Consider the following 15197-nt stretch of genomic DNA (forward strand, 5'->3'; position numbering starts at 1 on the left):
GCGTTACGCCTCCTTTCCTGCGTTCCCCATTGCAGCCCCGCGTCAAAATCGGCAAGATTTGCCCTCATCGGTGCGCCGCGCGGCGTCCGACCTGGCCGTGGAAGGTGCCGTGCTAGGACGCTTATATTAAGCAACAATACAATAATCAAATGATTTATAAGAGGTTATATCAAGGCGCCACTTTGCCGCCCGCCGTGAAAGTAGTATAGTCTAATTATTTCCCGGCAAAGATATTCTCCGTTCCGCTTTCTGGGATCGCGGCCGATACCGGCAAATCACATAAGAAATCAGGTTTAACGACGTTATGACAATCACATATACCCAGGCCTTCGCGAGGAACTTCCTCGGTAACGCGCCGGGCTGGTACAAAATTGCCATTCTGGCTTTTTTAATCATCAACCCACTGGTTTTTGCCCTCAGCCCTTTCTACGCCGGCTGGCTGCTGGTGATCGAGTTTATCTTCACCCTGGCCATGGCGCTGAAGTGCTACCCCCTGCAGCCCGGCGGCCTGCTGGCACTCGAGGCCGTATTTATCGGGATGACCAGACCGGAGAAGATCGCCCATGAGATAGCGGCCAATCTGGAAGTGCTGCTGCTGCTGATCTTCATGGTGGCCGGTATCTATTTTATGAAGCAGCTGCTGCTGTTTGTCTTCACCAAGCTGCTGCTTAACATTCGCTCGAAGATAGCCCTATCGCTGGCCTTTTGTCTGGCAGCGGCATTCCTGTCCGCCTTTCTCGATGCTCTGACGGTGATCGCCGTTGTCATCAGCGTCGCGGTGGGATTCTATGGCATCTACCATCAGGTCGCCTCCGGCGGCGGTGGTAACGTGGCGCTCAGCGACGACAGCCACCTGACCGACAGCGCCAAACGCGATGCCCTCGATCAGTTCCGCGCCTTTCTGCGCAGCCTGCTGATGCATGCCGGCGTCGGCACCGCCCTCGGCGGCGTCATGACCATGGTCGGTGAGCCGCAGAACCTGATCATCGCCAAAAACGCCGACTGGCACTTCGTCTCGTTTCTGCTGCGCATGGCGCCGGTTACCGTGCCGGTCTTCTTCTGCGGTATATTCACCTGCTACCTGGTCGAGCGGTTCTCCCTGTTCGGCTACGGTGCCCAGCTGCCGGATCGCGTGCGCCAAATCCTGCTCAACTTCGACCGGGAGAGCACCAACAGCCGCAGCCGTCAGGATAAGCTGCGCCTGATGATACAGGCCCTGGTCGGCGTCTGGCTGGTGAGCGCATTGGCCTTCCACCTGGCGGAGGTCGGGCTGATCGGGCTGAGCGTGATCGTACTGGTCACGTCGCTGTGCGGGGTCACCGACGAGCATCTGATCGGCAAGGCGTTTCAGGAGTCGCTGCCCTTCACCGCGCTGCTCACCGTGTTCTTCTCCGTCGTGGCGGTGATCATCGATCAGCACCTGTTTACCCCGGTGATCCAGTTTGTGCTGCAGTCGCCGCCGGATCGCCAACTGACGCTGTTCTATCTGTTCAACGGCCTGCTCTCATCGATCTCCGATAACGTCTTCGTCGGTACGGTCTACATTCACGAGGCGAAGGCGGCGCTGGAGTCCGGTGCGATCTCCCTGAAGCAGTTCGAGCTGCTGGCCGTCGCCATTAACACCGGCACCAACCTGCCGTCGGTAGCCACCCCCAACGGTCAGGCCGCGTTCCTGTTCCTGCTGACCTCTGCGCTGGCGCCGCTGATCCGTCTCTCCTATGGCCGCATGGTCTGGATGGCGCTGCCCTACACGGTGGTGATGACGCTGGTGGGCCTGCTGTGCGTGACCTTCGCGCTGGAGCCGGCAACCCAGCTCCTGTCCCAGTGGCATCTGCTGACCCTGCCGCCGGCGCAGGACGTGCTCAGCGGCGGGCTCTAACTCCCGTCCGTCGCGCATTTCAGATAATTTTTTCTGGCAGTGTGCAGTCAATGGTTTACACTGGCTGCACCTTTTTGTGACATGGAAATCAGGTTATGTTGCAATTTTTGAAGCGTTGTTCGCAAGGGCGTGGCGCCTGGCTACTGATGGCGTTGACGGCGCTGCTGCTTGAGTCGACCGCGCTCTATTTTCAGCATGTGATGCTGCTAAAACCCTGCGTCATGTGCATCTATGAACGCTGTGCCCTGTTCGGAATTCTGGGGGCGGGGCTGCTGGGCGCCGCGGCGCCGAAAACCCCGCTGCGCTGGGCCGCGCTGCTGCTGTGGCTGTACAGCGCCTATCGCGGGCTAGAGCTGGCCTGGCAGCATACCATGATCCAGCTGCATCCCTCGCCGTTCAATACCTGTGACTTCTTTGTCTCCTTCCCCGCTTGGCTGCCGCTGGACAAATGGCTGCCGTCCGTCTTTTTCGCCAACGGGGACTGCGCTGAACGCCAGTGGCAGTTTATGAACCTGGAAATGCCGCAGTGGCTGGTCGGGATCTTTGCCGCCTATCTGCTGATCGGCCTGCTGGTGCTGCTGGCTCAGCTGGTCAAAGAGAAGCGCCGCTCGCTGTTTAATCGCTAGACTCGCCGCTAACACCGCGCGACCAACCTCCAAAGGCACCCTCGGGTGCCTTTGGCTTTTCCGGGCGTGTGCGGCGGGATGCTTAGCGGGCGACCAGCACCGAGGTGCGGGCGTGACGCACGATCGCCGCCGCGTTGGAGCCCAGCAGATAGGTTTTCATGCTGGGGCGCCGCGAGCCGATCAGGATCAGGTCGGCATTGATGCACTGCGCCTCTTTCAGGATTTCGTCATAGATACCGCCCTGGCGCACCACCACGCTGATGTTCTCCGCCGGCAGCGCCAGCGTATCGGCCAGCGCCTGCAGGCGCGAGCGCAGCTCAGCGCTCATCACATCATCGAACTGATTGGTCTGCGGATTAAAGCGGTTAAGGATAAAGTCGGGGATCTGGGCGACGACATACATCAGGCGCACCCGGGTATCTGGGCTGCGGATCACGGCCTTCACCTGCTCCAACGCCATCGCCGTCAGCGCCTCTTCTCCCAGATCCAGCGGTAGTAAAATGTTCTGATACATCTTTTCCCTCTCCTGTTCTGTGATGGTATTCCCGCGGTACGCGTAGCACGACGGCGCTGCGACGGGCTAATTCATCATACAAATCAAGCCGAAGGACCACAACCGGTTTACTCCTGTCCTTCCCCCTGCTGCCACAGCGGCTGGCGCATAATATGCTGCTCCCAGTCGCTGACTTCGCTTTCACGCACCGCGATATAGCGCACGGAGATACGCGCCGCATGCATCGCCGACTTAGACCCGCTGCGCAGCGGATGCCACGTCGGCAGCGGCGCCCCCTCGCTCAGCAGGCGATAGGCGCAGGTCGGCGGCAGCCATTCAAAGGTCGGCAGATTCTCCCGCGTCAGCTTGATGCAGTCCTCTTCATACTCAAAGCGCCGCGCGTAGTGGCGACACTGACATGTCTTGATATTGAGCAGGTTGCAGGCCACGTTAGTAAAATAGATCTCATCAGTATCCTCATCCTGCAGCTTATGCAGACAGCACTGACCGCAGCCGTCACACAGCGCCTCCCATTCGGCGTCACTCATCTGTTCCAGCGTTTTTTCCTGCCAAAAAGGCGTTGTACCCATCTTCACGTTACCCGCAGCTGTGCTATCAAAGGCGCCCTGTATAGACGCTTTGGGCGCCAGATGCAAGTCTCTTTCGCGATAGCGGGTACCTCATCGACGCCTCCGCAGCGGCCTCAAATGATCCGGGTCGTCAGCGTGCGAGCATTCAGACCGATGGTCAGCATGTCGCCGGAGAACAGCGGACCGACGCCGGCCGGCGTCCCCGTCAACACAACGTCCCCGGCGCGCAGGGTAAAGAAGCGGCTCATATAGCTAATCAGCGGCAGGATGGGGGTCAGCATGTCGCGCGTATTGCCAGACTGGCGCAGCACACCGTTGACGCTCAGCGTAAGGCCGGCATTCTGCGCGTCGCCGAATTCGCTCTCGGGGATAAAACCGGAGAGGGGGCAGGCGCCGTCAAACGCCTTGGCCTTCTCCCAGGGATAGCCGTGCCTTTTACACTCGCGCTGCACGTCGCGCAGGGTGAGATCCAGCGCCACGCCATAGCCGGCGACGGCGCGCGCCACCCGATCCTCATTCGCCTGGCTCAGCGGCATGCCGATCAGCACCGCCAGCTCGACTTCGTGGTGCACCTCGCCCAGCCCGTGGGGGATCACGATCGGCTGACGCAGATCGCACAGCGCACTCTCCGGCTTGAGGAACAGCACGGGCTGCGGCGCCACCTGGCTGCCCATCTCACGGATATGCTCACGATAATTATTACCGACGCAGACCACCTTACTGACCGGTAGCTCCAGCAGGGCGCCCTGCCAATCACGATGCTGATACATCCTTCCCCTCCCCTCAGGCTGGGGCCGCCTGCGGCAACCCGGATCATCAGTCTATCGATTATCCGCAGCGACGAAAGTGCCCGCCCGACCAGAGCGTGATACCGTTCACAGCATTAGAGCACGCGGCGCCAGAAATGCGCCTCAGCAGGTCGTTTTCCCCTGAGCATGCAGGTGCCCCTTCAACAGGTTTTCCGGCGGCGGCGGCAGCTGTAGATAATATCCTTGCTCGGCCAGTGCCGCTTTCACCGTCGCGAGATCCGCCCCGGCCAGACGCGTGCGAGTGGCTAAATTAAGCACCATGGCCAGCTGCGGCAGGCCGAAGCGCTTCACTAAATCAGGTGGAACCCGGGAAAAATCGTCTTTCTTTTCCACATACAGATATGTTTGATCGCGTTTTGCGCTTCTGTAGATCACACAAAGCATTTTTTCCACTCTATTTAATTCTGACGGCGACTTGCCTAGATATACTGCTGACTATAACATGCTTAGATACATCGGAATATCACGCACGCCGTGGTTATTTCGGAGATTTCCAAGTTGCTGAGCTGAGTCAGGATAGATGTCACAAGCGCCAATAGAACTGAAAGGCAGCAGTTTTACACTCTCGGTTGTTCATTTGCATAATTCTCAACCAGAGGTAATTCGCCCGGCATTAATCGCCAAGGTCGGTCAAGCGCCCGCGTTTTTGAAAAATGCGCCTGTTGTTATTAATATTACTGATGTGAATGGCAGTGTGGAATGGCGTGAAATGCTGCGCGTGTTCAGCGCCGCAGGACTGCACGTCATCGGCGTCAGCGGCTGTCGCGACGAAGCCCAAAAACAGGCGGTACTGCATGCGGGTTTACCGTTGCTCAGCGAGGGTAAAGGCGCGGTGAAGAAGGCGCCCGTCGCCCCGGCGGCCCCCGTCGCGGCAAAAACTAAAATCGTCAGTACCCCGGTGCGGTCAGGGCAGCAGATCTATGCGCGCAGCTGCGATCTGATCGTCACCAGCCACGTCAGCGCCGGCGCAGAGCTGATCGCCGACGGCAATATACATGTCTACGGCATGATGCGTGGGCGGGCGTTGGCCGGCGCCGCCGGCGACAGTGGCAGCCAGATCTTCTGCAGCCATCTCTCCGCCGAACTGGTGTCCATCGCCGGTCAGTACTGGCTAAGCGATCAGATCCCGGAAAACTATTATGGGCAAGCCGCCCGCCTCACCCTGAGCGACGGCGCCCTTACCATTCAACCTTTATTCTAGTCCCTTCTTCAAAAAGGATATTTTCATGGCACGCATTATTGTTGTTACATCGGGTAAAGGGGGCGTTGGCAAGACTACATCAAGCGCGGCCATCGCAACCGGACTGGCACAGAAAGGCAAAAAAACCGTTGTTATCGACTTTGACATTGGCCTGCGTAACCTTGACCTGATCATGGGCTGTGAACGCCGCGTCGTGTATGACTTTGTCAATGTCATCCAGGGTGATGCGACCCTAAATCAGGCGCTGATCAAAGACAAGCGCACCGAGAACCTATTCATCCTGCCCGCCTCTCAGACCCGCGATAAAGACGCGCTGACCCGTGAAGGGGTAGAGAAAGTGCTCGACGCTCTGCAGGAGATGGGCTTTGACTTCATTATCTGCGACTCACCGGCCGGAATCGAAACCGGGGCGCTAATGGCGCTCTACTTCGCCGATGAGGCGATCATCACCACCAACCCGGAGGTCTCCTCGGTACGCGACTCTGACCGTATCCTGGGAATCCTCTCCTCCAAGTCTCGCCGGGCCGAAAACGGTGACGATCCGATCAAGGAGCACCTGCTGCTGACGCGCTACAATCCGGGCCGGGTCAGCCGCGGCGACATGCTGAGCATGGAGGACGTGCTGGAAATCCTGCACATTCCGCTGGTCGGCGTGATCCCGGAAAGCCCGTCGGTTCTGCGCGCCTCCAACCAGGGCGAGCCGGTGATCCTGGACAATGAGTCCGATGCGGGTCTGGCCTATCGTGATACGGTCGAGCGCCTGATGGGCGAAGAGCGTCAGTTCCGTTTTGTTGAAGAAGAGAAAAAAGGCTTCCTGAAACGCCTGTTCGGGGGATAAGACATGGCATTACTTGATTTTTTTCTGTCGCGCAAAAAAACGACAGCCAATATCGCCAAGGAACGGCTGCAGATCATCATCGCGGAGCGGCGCCGGGGAGACAGTGAGCCCCACTATCTTCCTCAATTGAAGCGCGACCTGCTGGCGGTTATCTGTAAATATGTACAGATCGATCCGGAAATGGTCAGCGTACAGTTGGAACAGAAAGGGGATGATATTTCGGTTCTGGAGCTTAATGTCACATTGCCGGAAAACGAAGAAGCAGCGAAATGAGCAATAGGCGCTGTTCCCTTATTTATTAAGGGGACAACTGTATAAATAAACAGATAAATGACAATCGTCTGTTTATTATGACGACGTACTTACAGAATAATCTGATTATTATGCTACGGCGCAGATTATCCGTTCGATAAAATGAATAAATTTTGTTTTATCCTACACCCCAGCTCACCAATACAATAAAGGCAGCGCTAAGGCTGCCTTTATTATTTAGCGCCGGCGCACGCTATTTTTTCAGTACGCCATTCAGCCCATCGGCCAACAGCTGGCCGCGCCAGCCGCTCAGCAGCTCTGGCTGCTCCGTCTTCAGCTGCCACTGCACGCTCAGCAGCTGATTGATCTGGCGCCGAGACGCCAGCAGCTCCGCCGTCAGTCCCCGCTGCTCCGCCACCTGCTGCACCAGCGTCTTAATATGCTTAAACGCCTGCTTGTAGCCCGGATGGTCGATCAGACGCTCGACGGCGGGCGGCAGCTGCGCCTCCTCCAGCGCGGCGGCACGCTCGACGATCTCCAGCAGCGCCTTACCGTGATAACGGATCTCCGGCCCGCTGACGCCGATTTCGCTCAGCTCGGCCATCGAGCCCGGCATGTAGCGCGCCACCAGCCACAGGCTCTCCTCACGCACCACGAAGTTCACCGCCATATCGCGAGTGCGGGCCTGATTCAGGCGCCACTCACCCAGCAGTTGCAAACAGGCCAGCTGACGCGGACGCAGCTGCCAGGCATTGGTCATCTCCCGGTAGGCCAGCGCCGGCTCCACCGTCTCGGCGCGGCGGCGGCACAGGGCCTGACATTCGTCGAGCGCCGCCGGCAGCCAGCCGCAGGCCTCAACCTCGGCCAGCAGCTTATGCGCCATCGGCAACAGGTAATAGACGTCTGCCGCGGCATAGTCACACTGACGCTCACTGAGCGGACGGGCCAGCCAGTCGGTGCGCGACTCGCTCTTGTCCAGATCGACCTGCTGGTAGGCGCTGACCATGGCGGCAAAGCCGCTGGAGAGCGGGCGGCCGGTAAAAGCGGCCAGGATCTGCGTGTCGATCAGCGGCTGAGGCAGAGTCTGGAAATCATGCAGGAAGACCTCCAGATCTTCGCTGCCGGCGTGCAGCAGTTTGACGACCTGCGGGTTACGCAGCAGATCGACAAACGGCTGCCAGTCGGAGATCGGCAGCGGATCGATGAGCGACAGCGTCTCACCGTCATACAGCTGCACCAGCCCCAGCTGGGGATAGTAGGTACGGGTGCGGACAAACTCCGTATCCAGCGCGATATACGGGCAGGCGCTGGCGCGTTCACAGACCTCTTTCAGCGCGCTGCTGGAGGTAATTAACTGATACTTTAGCATTATAATCTCATTAAAACGCCTGCCGCAGCAGGACGTGAACGGGCGGTCTCGCATCACCCCGCCCAAAAAAAACAGTGCGCCGACGGCTACGCCGGCGCCCCGCTATCAACAACCAGAGACAGGGTACGCGTCGAGGCTACCGTTTGTCATCTGCCGCCCGTGCTTCGCGCAGCGTCCGGCGTAAAATCTTACCCACGTTGCTCTTGGGCAGCTCCGTATAAAACACCACCTGCTTCGGCACCTTATAGCCGGTCAGGTGACGGCGACAGTGGCTTACCAGCTCATCGCGGGTCAGGCTAGGGTCGCGCTTCACCACGCACACCTTGACCATCTCTCCCGAGCTTTCGCTGGGAACACCGATGGCCGCGCACTCCAACACCTTGGGATGCAGCGCTACCACCTCTTCAATCTCATTGGGATACACGTTAAATCCGGAGACCAGGATCATATCCTTCTTGCGATCGACGATGCGTAAAAAGCCCTGCTCATCCATGGTACAGACATCGCCGGTGGCCAGCCAACCGTCACGCATGATCTCTTCCGTTGCCTCTGGACGCTGCCAGTAGCCACGCATAACCTGTGGGCCGCGCACCTGCAGCTCTCCCGCCTCCCCCTGCGTGACCTCACGGCCTTCGTCATCCACCAAACGGACATCCGTCGACGGTACCGGCAACCCGATGCTACCGCTGTAGCGCTTCAGATCGTAGGGATTCCCCGCCACCAGCGGCGAACACTCGGTCAGCCCGTAGCCCTCCAGTAAATGGTGACCGGTCAGCTGTTCCCAGCGTTCGGCTACCGCCTGTTGCACCGGCATCCCGCCGCCCACCGACAGCCGCAGCGATGAGAAGTCCAGCTCGTGGAAGTCTTCATTGTGCAGCAGTGCGTTAAACAGCGTATTCACCCCGGTCAACGCCGTGAACGGATAGCGACTCAGCTCGCGCACCATGCCTGGAATATCGCGCGGATTGGTGATCAGCAGATTGCGGCCGCCCAGCTCAATAAACAGCAGGCAGTTTACCGTCAGGGCAAAAACGTGGTAGAGCGGCAGCGCCGTAACCACCATTTCATGGCCCACCTTCAGCAGCGGGCTATACGCCGCCTTGGCCTGCTCCAGATTCGCCTGCATATTGCGGTGGGTCAGCATCGCCCCCTTGGCGACGCCGGTCGTACCGCCGGTATATTGCAGAAAGGCCAAATCATCGTTGACGATATCCGGCTTAACGTACTGCATGCGGCGCCCGCGCTGCAGCGCACGGCGGAACGAGATCGCGTCCGGCAGATTATATTTAGGCACCAGACGCTTGATGTACTTGACCACAAAGTTAACCAGCGTGCCCTTCGCCGCCGGCAGCTGATCGCCCATCCGCGTCAGGATCACGTGGCGAACCTGGGTCGAGAACACCACCTTTTCCAGGGTATGGGCAAAGTTGGAGACGATGACAATCGCGCTGGCGCCGCTGTCATTCAGCTGGTGTTCCAGCTCGCGCGGGGTATACAGCGGGTTGACGTTAACCGCCACCATCCCGGCGCGCAGGATGCCGAACAGCGCGATCGGATACTGCAGCAGGTTAGGCATCATCAGCGCGACGCGATCGCCTTTCTGCAGCCCAAGACCGTTTTGCAGGTAGGCGGCAAAGGCGCGGCTGCGCTCCTCCAGTTTGCGGAAGGTCATTACCTGTCCCATATTGATGAACGCAGGCTGATCCGCGTAGCGTGCTACCGCGTGTTCAAACATGTCCACCAGCGAGGCGTAATGATCCGGATTGATTTCCGCCGGCACATCTACCGGATAGCGTTTAAGCCAAACCTTTTCCAAGGCGCTTCTCCCGTGTTTCTTATCTGTATGAGGGGTACGAATATCGCCCCGCGCGGGCGGTGCCACGCGTATCGAACGGGCGATAGCGCTGTCGAATATGCCCTCCTGGCATTAAAAAACAAATAACCCCGCAGGGCGGGGTTTCTTTGTTCGCAGCCGGCGCATCCACACGCAGCGCGCGGACGGCAGGCAGCGTGTTATTTTATACCTGACGGGCGCCAATGACACCAAAATCTGCCCGCCGTCCCCGACTTTGTCCGCTTTTAACGCGCAAACGCGCAGGCTTTGCGCAATCTACGCGCCGCTAAGGCTGCGGCACCACGACGTTTTCAATCCGTGCCGGCATCGGAGCATACCAGCCCCAGCCCGGGCCGAAGCCCGGCCCCCAGTAAGGGCGGCGCCAATAGGGATCATAGCCCCAGGGGCCGGGGCCGATCGGCTGCGGCGGCATAATTACCTGCTGATCGACCTGCCAACGCTGATAGCCGCCGATATCCATGGTGACAAAATTATAGGGCGTCTGGCCGATCTTTCCCTCTACGCTGCCGGTCAGCGGTCCGACCACCGTCACCAGCTGGTGATTAAAGTTGATCGGGTCGAGAAAGACGCGGCTTTTGGCCAGAATGCGCCCCAGCACCGGCTGCCCCAGAATCGGTCGGGCGCCGCTGTCCAGCGGCATCACGGCGATCTCCAGGTAGCTAGCCTCTTTTTTGTTGGTGACGCTGACCACCGTGCCGCCGAAGCGGGACTCCTGGCCGACGTATAAATCCGGCGCATTATGCACCGCCGCAAAGTTCTGCTGCGGCGTCGGCGAGGTGCCACGCACGGACGCCGGAACGCTCACACACCCGGCCAGCAGCAGCGCAGCGGCTGCCCCGGCGATGCACTTCATCTTTATCCGCATCATTACGCTCCCCTTATGCCGTACCCAAGGCGACGGCGCGATATGTCCGCCGTTGGCGGCACCTACTCTCTTTGACCCGCCGTTCAGCGCCGGGTTCCCCGGGGCGCGGCTAGCCGCGCCCCGGCAATTTCTTCCAGGTCACCTCATTGCGCAGATAGATCGGCTGCGCCTGCTCCACCGCCACCGTCTCCCCTGCCTGCCAGGCGTGCAGCGCCAGCGGCAGCATATCTTCGGCATGAGGCAGCAGCATTTGCCCGTCGCGCAGCGTAAGGCCCACGTCCTGCGCCAGGTCGGGATAGGTCTGCCAGCCGGTACCGACCGTCGCCCACTCTCCCTGCAGCGCGGCCAAACGGGCGCCCGCCTGCTGTGGGTTAAGCACCGCCTCGCTGGCGCCGCCGTGCCAGACGCCGGCGCTATCGCGACAGTACTCCCCCAATAAACCTCGCCCATCCGCGCATCGATCGCGCTCACGACCCGGCTCTCCGCCGTACAGCGCCAGGCGCCCTGCGCCATCGTCGCCAGCGTGGAGACACCGATCATCGGCAGCCCGGCGCCCAGCGCCAGCCCCTGGGCGATCCCCACGCCGATACGCACGCCGGTAAAGCTGCCCGGCCCGCGGCCAAAGGCCAGCGCATCCAGCTCGGCCAGCGTCACCCCCGCCTCGGCCAGGATCTGCTGCACCATCGGCAGGATACGCTGGGTGTGTTCACGTGGACAGATCTCAAACAGCGCCAGAGACTCACCGTTATTCCACAGGGCAACGGAACAGGCTTCCGTTGCGGTATCAATCGCTAAAATTCGCGTGGGCATGCCAACCTCGGCAAGAAAAGAAATGAATTATCAATGGGCAGAATAATAACACAGCCCCTTAACCCTGTGTTTCTCAATTCGCCTCTCCCTCTCCCTCTGCCGACGCCGCGCTTGGCGCGGCGCGGAGAAAGTCGATGACCCGCGCCAGATCGCGGGTGCGCGGCGCAGGCGGCAGGCTGCGCAGGAACACCTCGCCATAGGGGCGCATCACCAGACGGCTGTCGCAGATAATGATGGCTCCGCGATCGCGGCTGTCGCGGATTAAACGCCCTACCCCCTGCTTCAGGGTGATCACCGCATCGGGCAACTGCACCTGGGTAAAGGGATCGCCCCCGCGCAGACGGCAATCCTCCATCCGGGCCTTGAGCAGCGGATCGTCCGGCGCGGTAAAGGGCAGCTTGTCGATAATCACGCAGCTCAGGGTATCGCCGCGCACGTCCACGCCCTCCCAGAAGCTGCCGGTCGCCACCAGCAGCGCGTTGCCGGCGGCAATGAAGTCGGCCAGCAGCCGGGACTTTCCGCTCTCTCCCTGCACCAGCACCGGCAACGTGAGGCTGGCGCGAAAGACCTGCGCCAGCTCGCGCATCATGGCGTGTGAGGTACACAGAAAGAAACAGCGGCCATTATTGGCCTCGATCAGCGGCGTCAGCATCTGCGCTAACTGCGCGGCGGCACCGCGCTGATTGGGGGGCGGCAGGAAGCGCGGCACGCACAGCAGCGCCTGGTGGGCGTAGTCGAAGGGACTAGGCAGCAGCAGGCTCTGCGCCGCCGTCAGCCCCAAACGCGCGCTGAAGTGCGAGACGTCATCCTCCACCGCCAGCGTTGCCGAGGTAAAAATCCAGGCACCGGGCTTACTGCACATCAGCTCACTGAATTTCTCCGCCACCGTCAGCGGCGTCAGCGCCAACACGAAGTGACGCGGCGTACACTCATACCAGTATGAGTAGCCGGGCTGCATAACGTCGGAAAGGCGCTTCAGGCGGTTGCGGTACAGCGTGGCGCGCTCAAAGGCGGCATCGAGCAGCGCCGAGCGGCCCAGCGACATCTTCATCACGTCATAGCACAGCTCTAACGCATCGTCCACCAGCACCAGGGAGCGGCGCACCTCGGCCTGCGCCAGAATATCGCGCAGGTTGCCGCGAAAGCCGGGATCGCCCAGCACGATACGCAGATCGAGGCTGCGCTGGGTCAGCAGATCGGCGCTTTTCTGCAACTGGGCGACGTCTCGCAGCTCGGTGCGGTACGCCATGATCATGTCGCGCGCCAGATCCAGCAGCTGGCGGCTGGAAAGCTGCTGGCCAAAATATTGACTGGCGATGTCTGGGACCTGGTGCGCCTCATCAAAAATGGTCACCTCGGCCTCCGGGATCAGCTCGCCAAAGCCCCCCTCTTTGACCACCAGATCGGCCAAAAACAGATGGTGGTTCACCACCACGACCTGGGCATCCATGGCGCGGCGGCGCGCTTTAACCACGTAGCACGCTTTATAATGGGGGCAGTCCCCGCCCAGGCAGTTGTCGTTATTGCTGGTCACCAGCGGCCAGACGGCGCTGTCTTCAGCCACCCCGTGGCAGTGGCTGATATCACCATCCTCGGTCTGCGACGACCAGCTGCGCACCCGCATCAGCTCCGCCAGCAGCGCCGGGGCGATATCGCCACCGGCCAACGACTGCTGTTCCAAGCGCTCCGGGCACAGGTAGTTGGCCCGCCCTTTCAGCAACGCGGTCGCCCCCTGAAAGTTCAGCACCCGCTTCATCAGCGGCAGATCGCGGTTATACAGCTGATCCTGCAGCGCCTTAGAGCCGGTCGAAATGATCACCTTATGGCCGCAGCGCAGCGCCGGCACCAGATAGGCAAAGGTCTTGCCGGTGCCGGTACCGGCCTCCACCACCAACGATCCTCGCGCCTCAATCACCGCGCTGATCGCCTGCGCCATCTGACGCTGGGCCTCCCGGGGGTGAAGCCGGGAATACTCTGGGTTAATAGCCCGTCGGGGGCAAAATCATCGGCCACGGCATCTCTCATCTGGAGGGGTAAAGGGGGGATTATGCCAACTCCGCGGCGCAAGCTCCATCCTCCTGCGCATATCGCACAGGGCGCGGGGGATACAGTCTCGACGCTTTTGAGTATACTGTCGCCGCAGACACCACCACTTATTAAGGGCGAGATTTATGTCTATCGAACGTATCAATCCGGAGCAGCGCTGGTCTGATGCCACCGTCTTCAACGACACCATCTACTTTACCAGCGTGCCGGAAAACCTGGATGCCGACGCGACGGCGCAGACCGCCAATGCGCTGGCCGCCATCGACATGCTGCTCAGCCAGCTGGGTAGCGATAAGACCCGGATTCTTGATGCCACCATTTTCCTGGCAGACGGTGCGGACTTTGCGGCCATGAATGCCGCCTGGGACGCCTGGGTCGTTCCTGGTAAAGCGCCGGTGCGCTGTACCGTGCAGGCCAAGCTGATGCACCCGCAGTATCGGGTAGAGATCAAGATCGTCGCCGCCCGCTGAGCAAACGGCCCGCGAGCGGGCCGTTCTCCGGAATTCAGGCCAGCTTAATCACCGCCATACCGGCCAGCAGCAGCAGCAGTCCGCACCACCCCTTGCTGTTTAGCCGCTGACCAAACAGCACCCAGCCCGCCGCGATCGTCGCCATAATGCCAAAGCCACCCCACAGGGCGTAGGCGACGGACAGCTCAATCCCCTTTACCGCCTGACTCAACGCGCCAAAGGCGGCCAGCACGGCCAGCAGCGACAGTACGCCCGGCAGCAGGCGGCGAAAACCGTCAGACCATTTGAGCAGAATATTGGCCGCGATCTCCAGCGCCACGGCCAGCGCTAGCCAGGCGCCGTATACCCATTCAAGCGACGACATGTTTCCTCCCCGTCGACCCCGTCACCGAACTGGAGGGTGAGCGTCTCTGTTTCACCGTACCGGACTTCAGCAGGATGATCCCCCCACCAGCAACCCCAGGCCGCTCAGCTTGAGCGCGGATATCGGCTCGTCAAACCACAGTACGCTGAACAGCGTAATAAACAGGATGCCAATCCCCTCCCACAGGGCATAGGCCACCCCCAGCGCGACCCGCTTCACCGCAAAGGCCAATAGAATATAAGAGAGGGTCACCATCAGCAGCATGACGACATTGCCGCTCATCGTCCCGCTGACGTTGGCCCATTTCATCGAAAGGGTGCCAATAATTTCGGCCACGATGGCACATGCCAGGAAAATCCAGTAAATCATATTATTTCTCCAATTATTTAATTTTATTTATTGGCGTTTGGTTTTATTCCACTGCGCCGACCACTGGATTAACAACGCGTTAGATATAAGAATCCATCGCCAACGCGCGGCGCCGTTTACGTAGCGTGGAAAGCGTGCGATGACACCGCCAGCGCGGGCGTACTGAGCGCATCCCGTGGGACATTTCTGGAGAAAAAGACGCTATAGCTCACTGCACCAGTGATACTCACTGGCAATCGTGGAGGAAATGAATAACAGATATGCAGAGGTTTTAATCATTAAACGATTATGCGTTTTCATAGTGGTTTACCCTCTTCCCCCGTACCTGAATCTGGGCGTACGGTTTGCGCAGTGTCCTCCG

14 protein-coding genes and 3 pseudogenes are annotated in these 15197 nt (G+C 60.0%); 6 read left to right on the plus strand and 11 right to left on the minus strand.

What is annotated here, in order from left to right; all coding sequences use genetic code 11:
- Positions 1-304: 304 nt before the first annotated feature.
- Positions 305-1879 (plus strand): sodium/proton antiporter NhaB, encoded by a 1575-nt coding sequence (gene nhaB / locus QY76_RS12560; protein WP_045426962.1) that lies wholly within the window; start codon positions 305-307, stop codon positions 1877-1879.
- A gap of 95 nt (positions 1880-1974) precedes the next feature.
- The gene (dsbB, locus tag QY76_RS12565) at positions 1975-2505 is read left to right on the plus strand and encodes a disulfide bond formation protein DsbB (protein ID WP_034165211.1); all 531 of its coding nucleotides are present in this window, start codon (positions 1975-1977) and stop codon (positions 2503-2505) included.
- A gap of 82 nt (positions 2506-2587) precedes the next feature.
- Here dsbB and QY76_RS12570 read toward each other — a convergent pair whose 3' ends face one another.
- From QY76_RS12570 to QY76_RS12585, 4 genes are all read right to left on the minus strand, one after another.
- Positions 2588-3019, minus strand: coding sequence for a universal stress protein (locus tag QY76_RS12570; RefSeq protein ID WP_045426959.1), 432 nt, complete (start codon positions 3017-3019; stop codon positions 2588-2590).
- 107 nt (positions 3020-3126) lie between these two features.
- The gene (locus QY76_RS12575) at positions 3127-3588 is read right to left on the minus strand and encodes a YcgN family cysteine cluster protein (RefSeq protein ID WP_034165225.1); all 462 of its coding nucleotides are present in this window, start codon (positions 3586-3588) and stop codon (positions 3127-3129) included.
- Between the two features lie 113 nt (positions 3589-3701).
- Entirely contained in the window at positions 3702-4358 is a 657-nt protein-coding gene (locus QY76_RS12580) for a fumarylacetoacetate hydrolase family protein (RefSeq protein ID WP_045426956.1), read from the minus strand.
- A 141-nt stretch (positions 4359-4499) separates the two neighbouring features.
- The gene (locus QY76_RS12585; RefSeq protein WP_034165208.1) at positions 4500-4781 is read right to left on the minus strand and encodes a YcgL domain-containing protein; all 282 of its coding nucleotides are present in this window, start codon (positions 4779-4781) and stop codon (positions 4500-4502) included.
- A 136-nt stretch (positions 4782-4917) separates the two neighbouring features.
- Between QY76_RS12585 and minC the strand changes: the two genes are divergently transcribed.
- The 3 genes from minC to minE are packed head-to-tail and all read left to right on the plus strand — an operon-like array spanning position 4918 to position 6709.
- Complete coding sequence (gene minC / locus QY76_RS12590; protein ID WP_034165207.1) at positions 4918-5598, plus strand: septum site-determining protein MinC; 681 nt, start codon at positions 4918-4920, stop codon at positions 5596-5598.
- 25 nt (positions 5599-5623) lie between these two features.
- Complete coding sequence (minD, locus tag QY76_RS12595; protein WP_045426953.1) at positions 5624-6436, plus strand: septum site-determining protein MinD; 813 nt, start codon at positions 5624-5626, stop codon at positions 6434-6436.
- Between the two features lie 3 nt (positions 6437-6439).
- Positions 6440-6709 (plus strand): cell division topological specificity factor MinE, encoded by a 270-nt coding sequence (gene minE, locus QY76_RS12600; RefSeq protein ID WP_045426950.1) that lies wholly within the window; start codon positions 6440-6442, stop codon positions 6707-6709.
- Positions 6710-6941: 232 nt separating this feature from the next.
- Here minE and rnd read toward each other — a convergent pair whose 3' ends face one another.
- The 5 genes and pseudogenes from rnd to QY76_RS12625 all read right to left on the minus strand — a co-directional run bounded on the left by rnd (position 6942) and on the right by QY76_RS12625 (position 13600).
- Complete coding sequence (gene rnd / locus QY76_RS12605) at positions 6942-8057, minus strand: ribonuclease D (RefSeq protein ID WP_034165204.1); 1116 nt, start codon at positions 8055-8057, stop codon at positions 6942-6944.
- 136 nt (positions 8058-8193) lie between these two features.
- Positions 8194-9873, minus strand: coding sequence for a long-chain-fatty-acid--CoA ligase FadD (gene fadD, locus QY76_RS12610; protein ID WP_045426947.1), 1680 nt, complete (start codon positions 9871-9873; stop codon positions 8194-8196).
- A 304-nt stretch (positions 9874-10177) separates the two neighbouring features.
- Complete coding sequence (locus tag QY76_RS12615; RefSeq protein WP_034165202.1) at positions 10178-10780, minus strand: Slp family lipoprotein; 603 nt, start codon at positions 10778-10780, stop codon at positions 10178-10180.
- 106 nt (positions 10781-10886) lie between these two features.
- Positions 10887-11587 (minus strand): annotated as a pseudogene (gene tsaB / locus QY76_RS12620) (tRNA (adenosine(37)-N6)-threonylcarbamoyltransferase complex dimerization subunit type 1 TsaB).
- A 73-nt stretch (positions 11588-11660) separates the two neighbouring features.
- Positions 11661-13600, minus strand: a pseudogene (locus QY76_RS12625) (ATP-dependent DNA helicase).
- A gap of 158 nt (positions 13601-13758) precedes the next feature.
- Here QY76_RS12625 and QY76_RS12630 point away from each other — a divergent pair.
- The gene (locus tag QY76_RS12630) at positions 13759-14103 is read left to right on the plus strand and encodes a RidA family protein (protein WP_012848308.1); all 345 of its coding nucleotides are present in this window, start codon (positions 13759-13761) and stop codon (positions 14101-14103) included.
- Positions 14104-14137: 34 nt separating this feature from the next.
- Here QY76_RS12630 and mdtI read toward each other — a convergent pair whose 3' ends face one another.
- Positions 14138-14467 carry a multidrug/spermidine efflux SMR transporter subunit MdtI gene (mdtI, locus tag QY76_RS12635; protein WP_034165200.1) on the minus strand — a complete coding sequence of 110 codons (330 nt, stop codon included), beginning with the start codon at positions 14465-14467 and terminating at the stop codon, positions 14138-14140.
- A pseudogene (mdtJ, locus tag QY76_RS12640) lies at positions 14454-14836 on the minus strand (multidrug/spermidine efflux SMR transporter subunit MdtJ). The gene mdtI and the pseudogene mdtJ overlap by 14 nt, the downstream one beginning before the upstream one ends.
- Positions 14837-15197 lie beyond the last annotated feature (361 nt).

Source organism: Edwardsiella sp. EA181011 (assembly GCF_000800725.1).
Lineage (GTDB): Bacteria > Pseudomonadota > Gammaproteobacteria > Enterobacterales > Enterobacteriaceae > Edwardsiella > Edwardsiella anguillarum.

What these genes read in the sequence shown, in the direction of transcription:
- nhaB (WP_045426962.1), top strand. Translation starts at nt 305, where the DNA reads ATGACAATCACATATACCCAGGCCTTCGCGAGGAACTTCCTCGGTAAC.
- QY76_RS12570 (WP_045426959.1), bottom strand. Translation starts at nt 3,019, where the DNA reads ATGTATCAGAACATTTTACTACCGCTGGATCTGGGAGAAGAGGCGCTG.
- rnd (WP_034165204.1), bottom strand. Translation starts at nt 8,057, where the DNA reads ATGCTAAAGTATCAGTTAATTACCTCCAGCAGCGCGCTGAAAGAGGTC.
- QY76_RS12615 (WP_034165202.1), bottom strand. Translation starts at nt 10,780, where the DNA reads ATGATGCGGATAAAGATGAAGTGCATCGCCGGGGCAGCCGCTGCGCTG.
- minC (WP_034165207.1), top strand. Translation starts at nt 4,918, where the DNA reads ATGTCACAAGCGCCAATAGAACTGAAAGGCAGCAGTTTTACACTCTCG.
- QY76_RS12630 (WP_012848308.1), top strand. Translation starts at nt 13,759, where the DNA reads ATGTCTATCGAACGTATCAATCCGGAGCAGCGCTGGTCTGATGCCACC.
- mdtI (WP_034165200.1), bottom strand. Translation starts at nt 14,467, where the DNA reads ATGTCGTCGCTTGAATGGGTATACGGCGCCTGGCTAGCGCTGGCCGTG.
- minD (WP_045426953.1), top strand. Translation starts at nt 5,624, where the DNA reads ATGGCACGCATTATTGTTGTTACATCGGGTAAAGGGGGCGTTGGCAAG.
- QY76_RS12580 (WP_045426956.1), bottom strand. Translation starts at nt 4,358, where the DNA reads ATGTATCAGCATCGTGATTGGCAGGGCGCCCTGCTGGAGCTACCGGTC.
- QY76_RS12575 (WP_034165225.1), bottom strand. Translation starts at nt 3,588, where the DNA reads ATGGGTACAACGCCTTTTTGGCAGGAAAAAACGCTGGAACAGATGAGT.
- dsbB (WP_034165211.1), top strand. Translation starts at nt 1,975, where the DNA reads ATGTTGCAATTTTTGAAGCGTTGTTCGCAAGGGCGTGGCGCCTGGCTA.
- minE (WP_045426950.1), top strand. Translation starts at nt 6,440, where the DNA reads ATGGCATTACTTGATTTTTTTCTGTCGCGCAAAAAAACGACAGCCAAT.
- QY76_RS12585 (WP_034165208.1), bottom strand. Translation starts at nt 4,781, where the DNA reads ATGCTTTGTGTGATCTACAGAAGCGCAAAACGCGATCAAACATATCTG.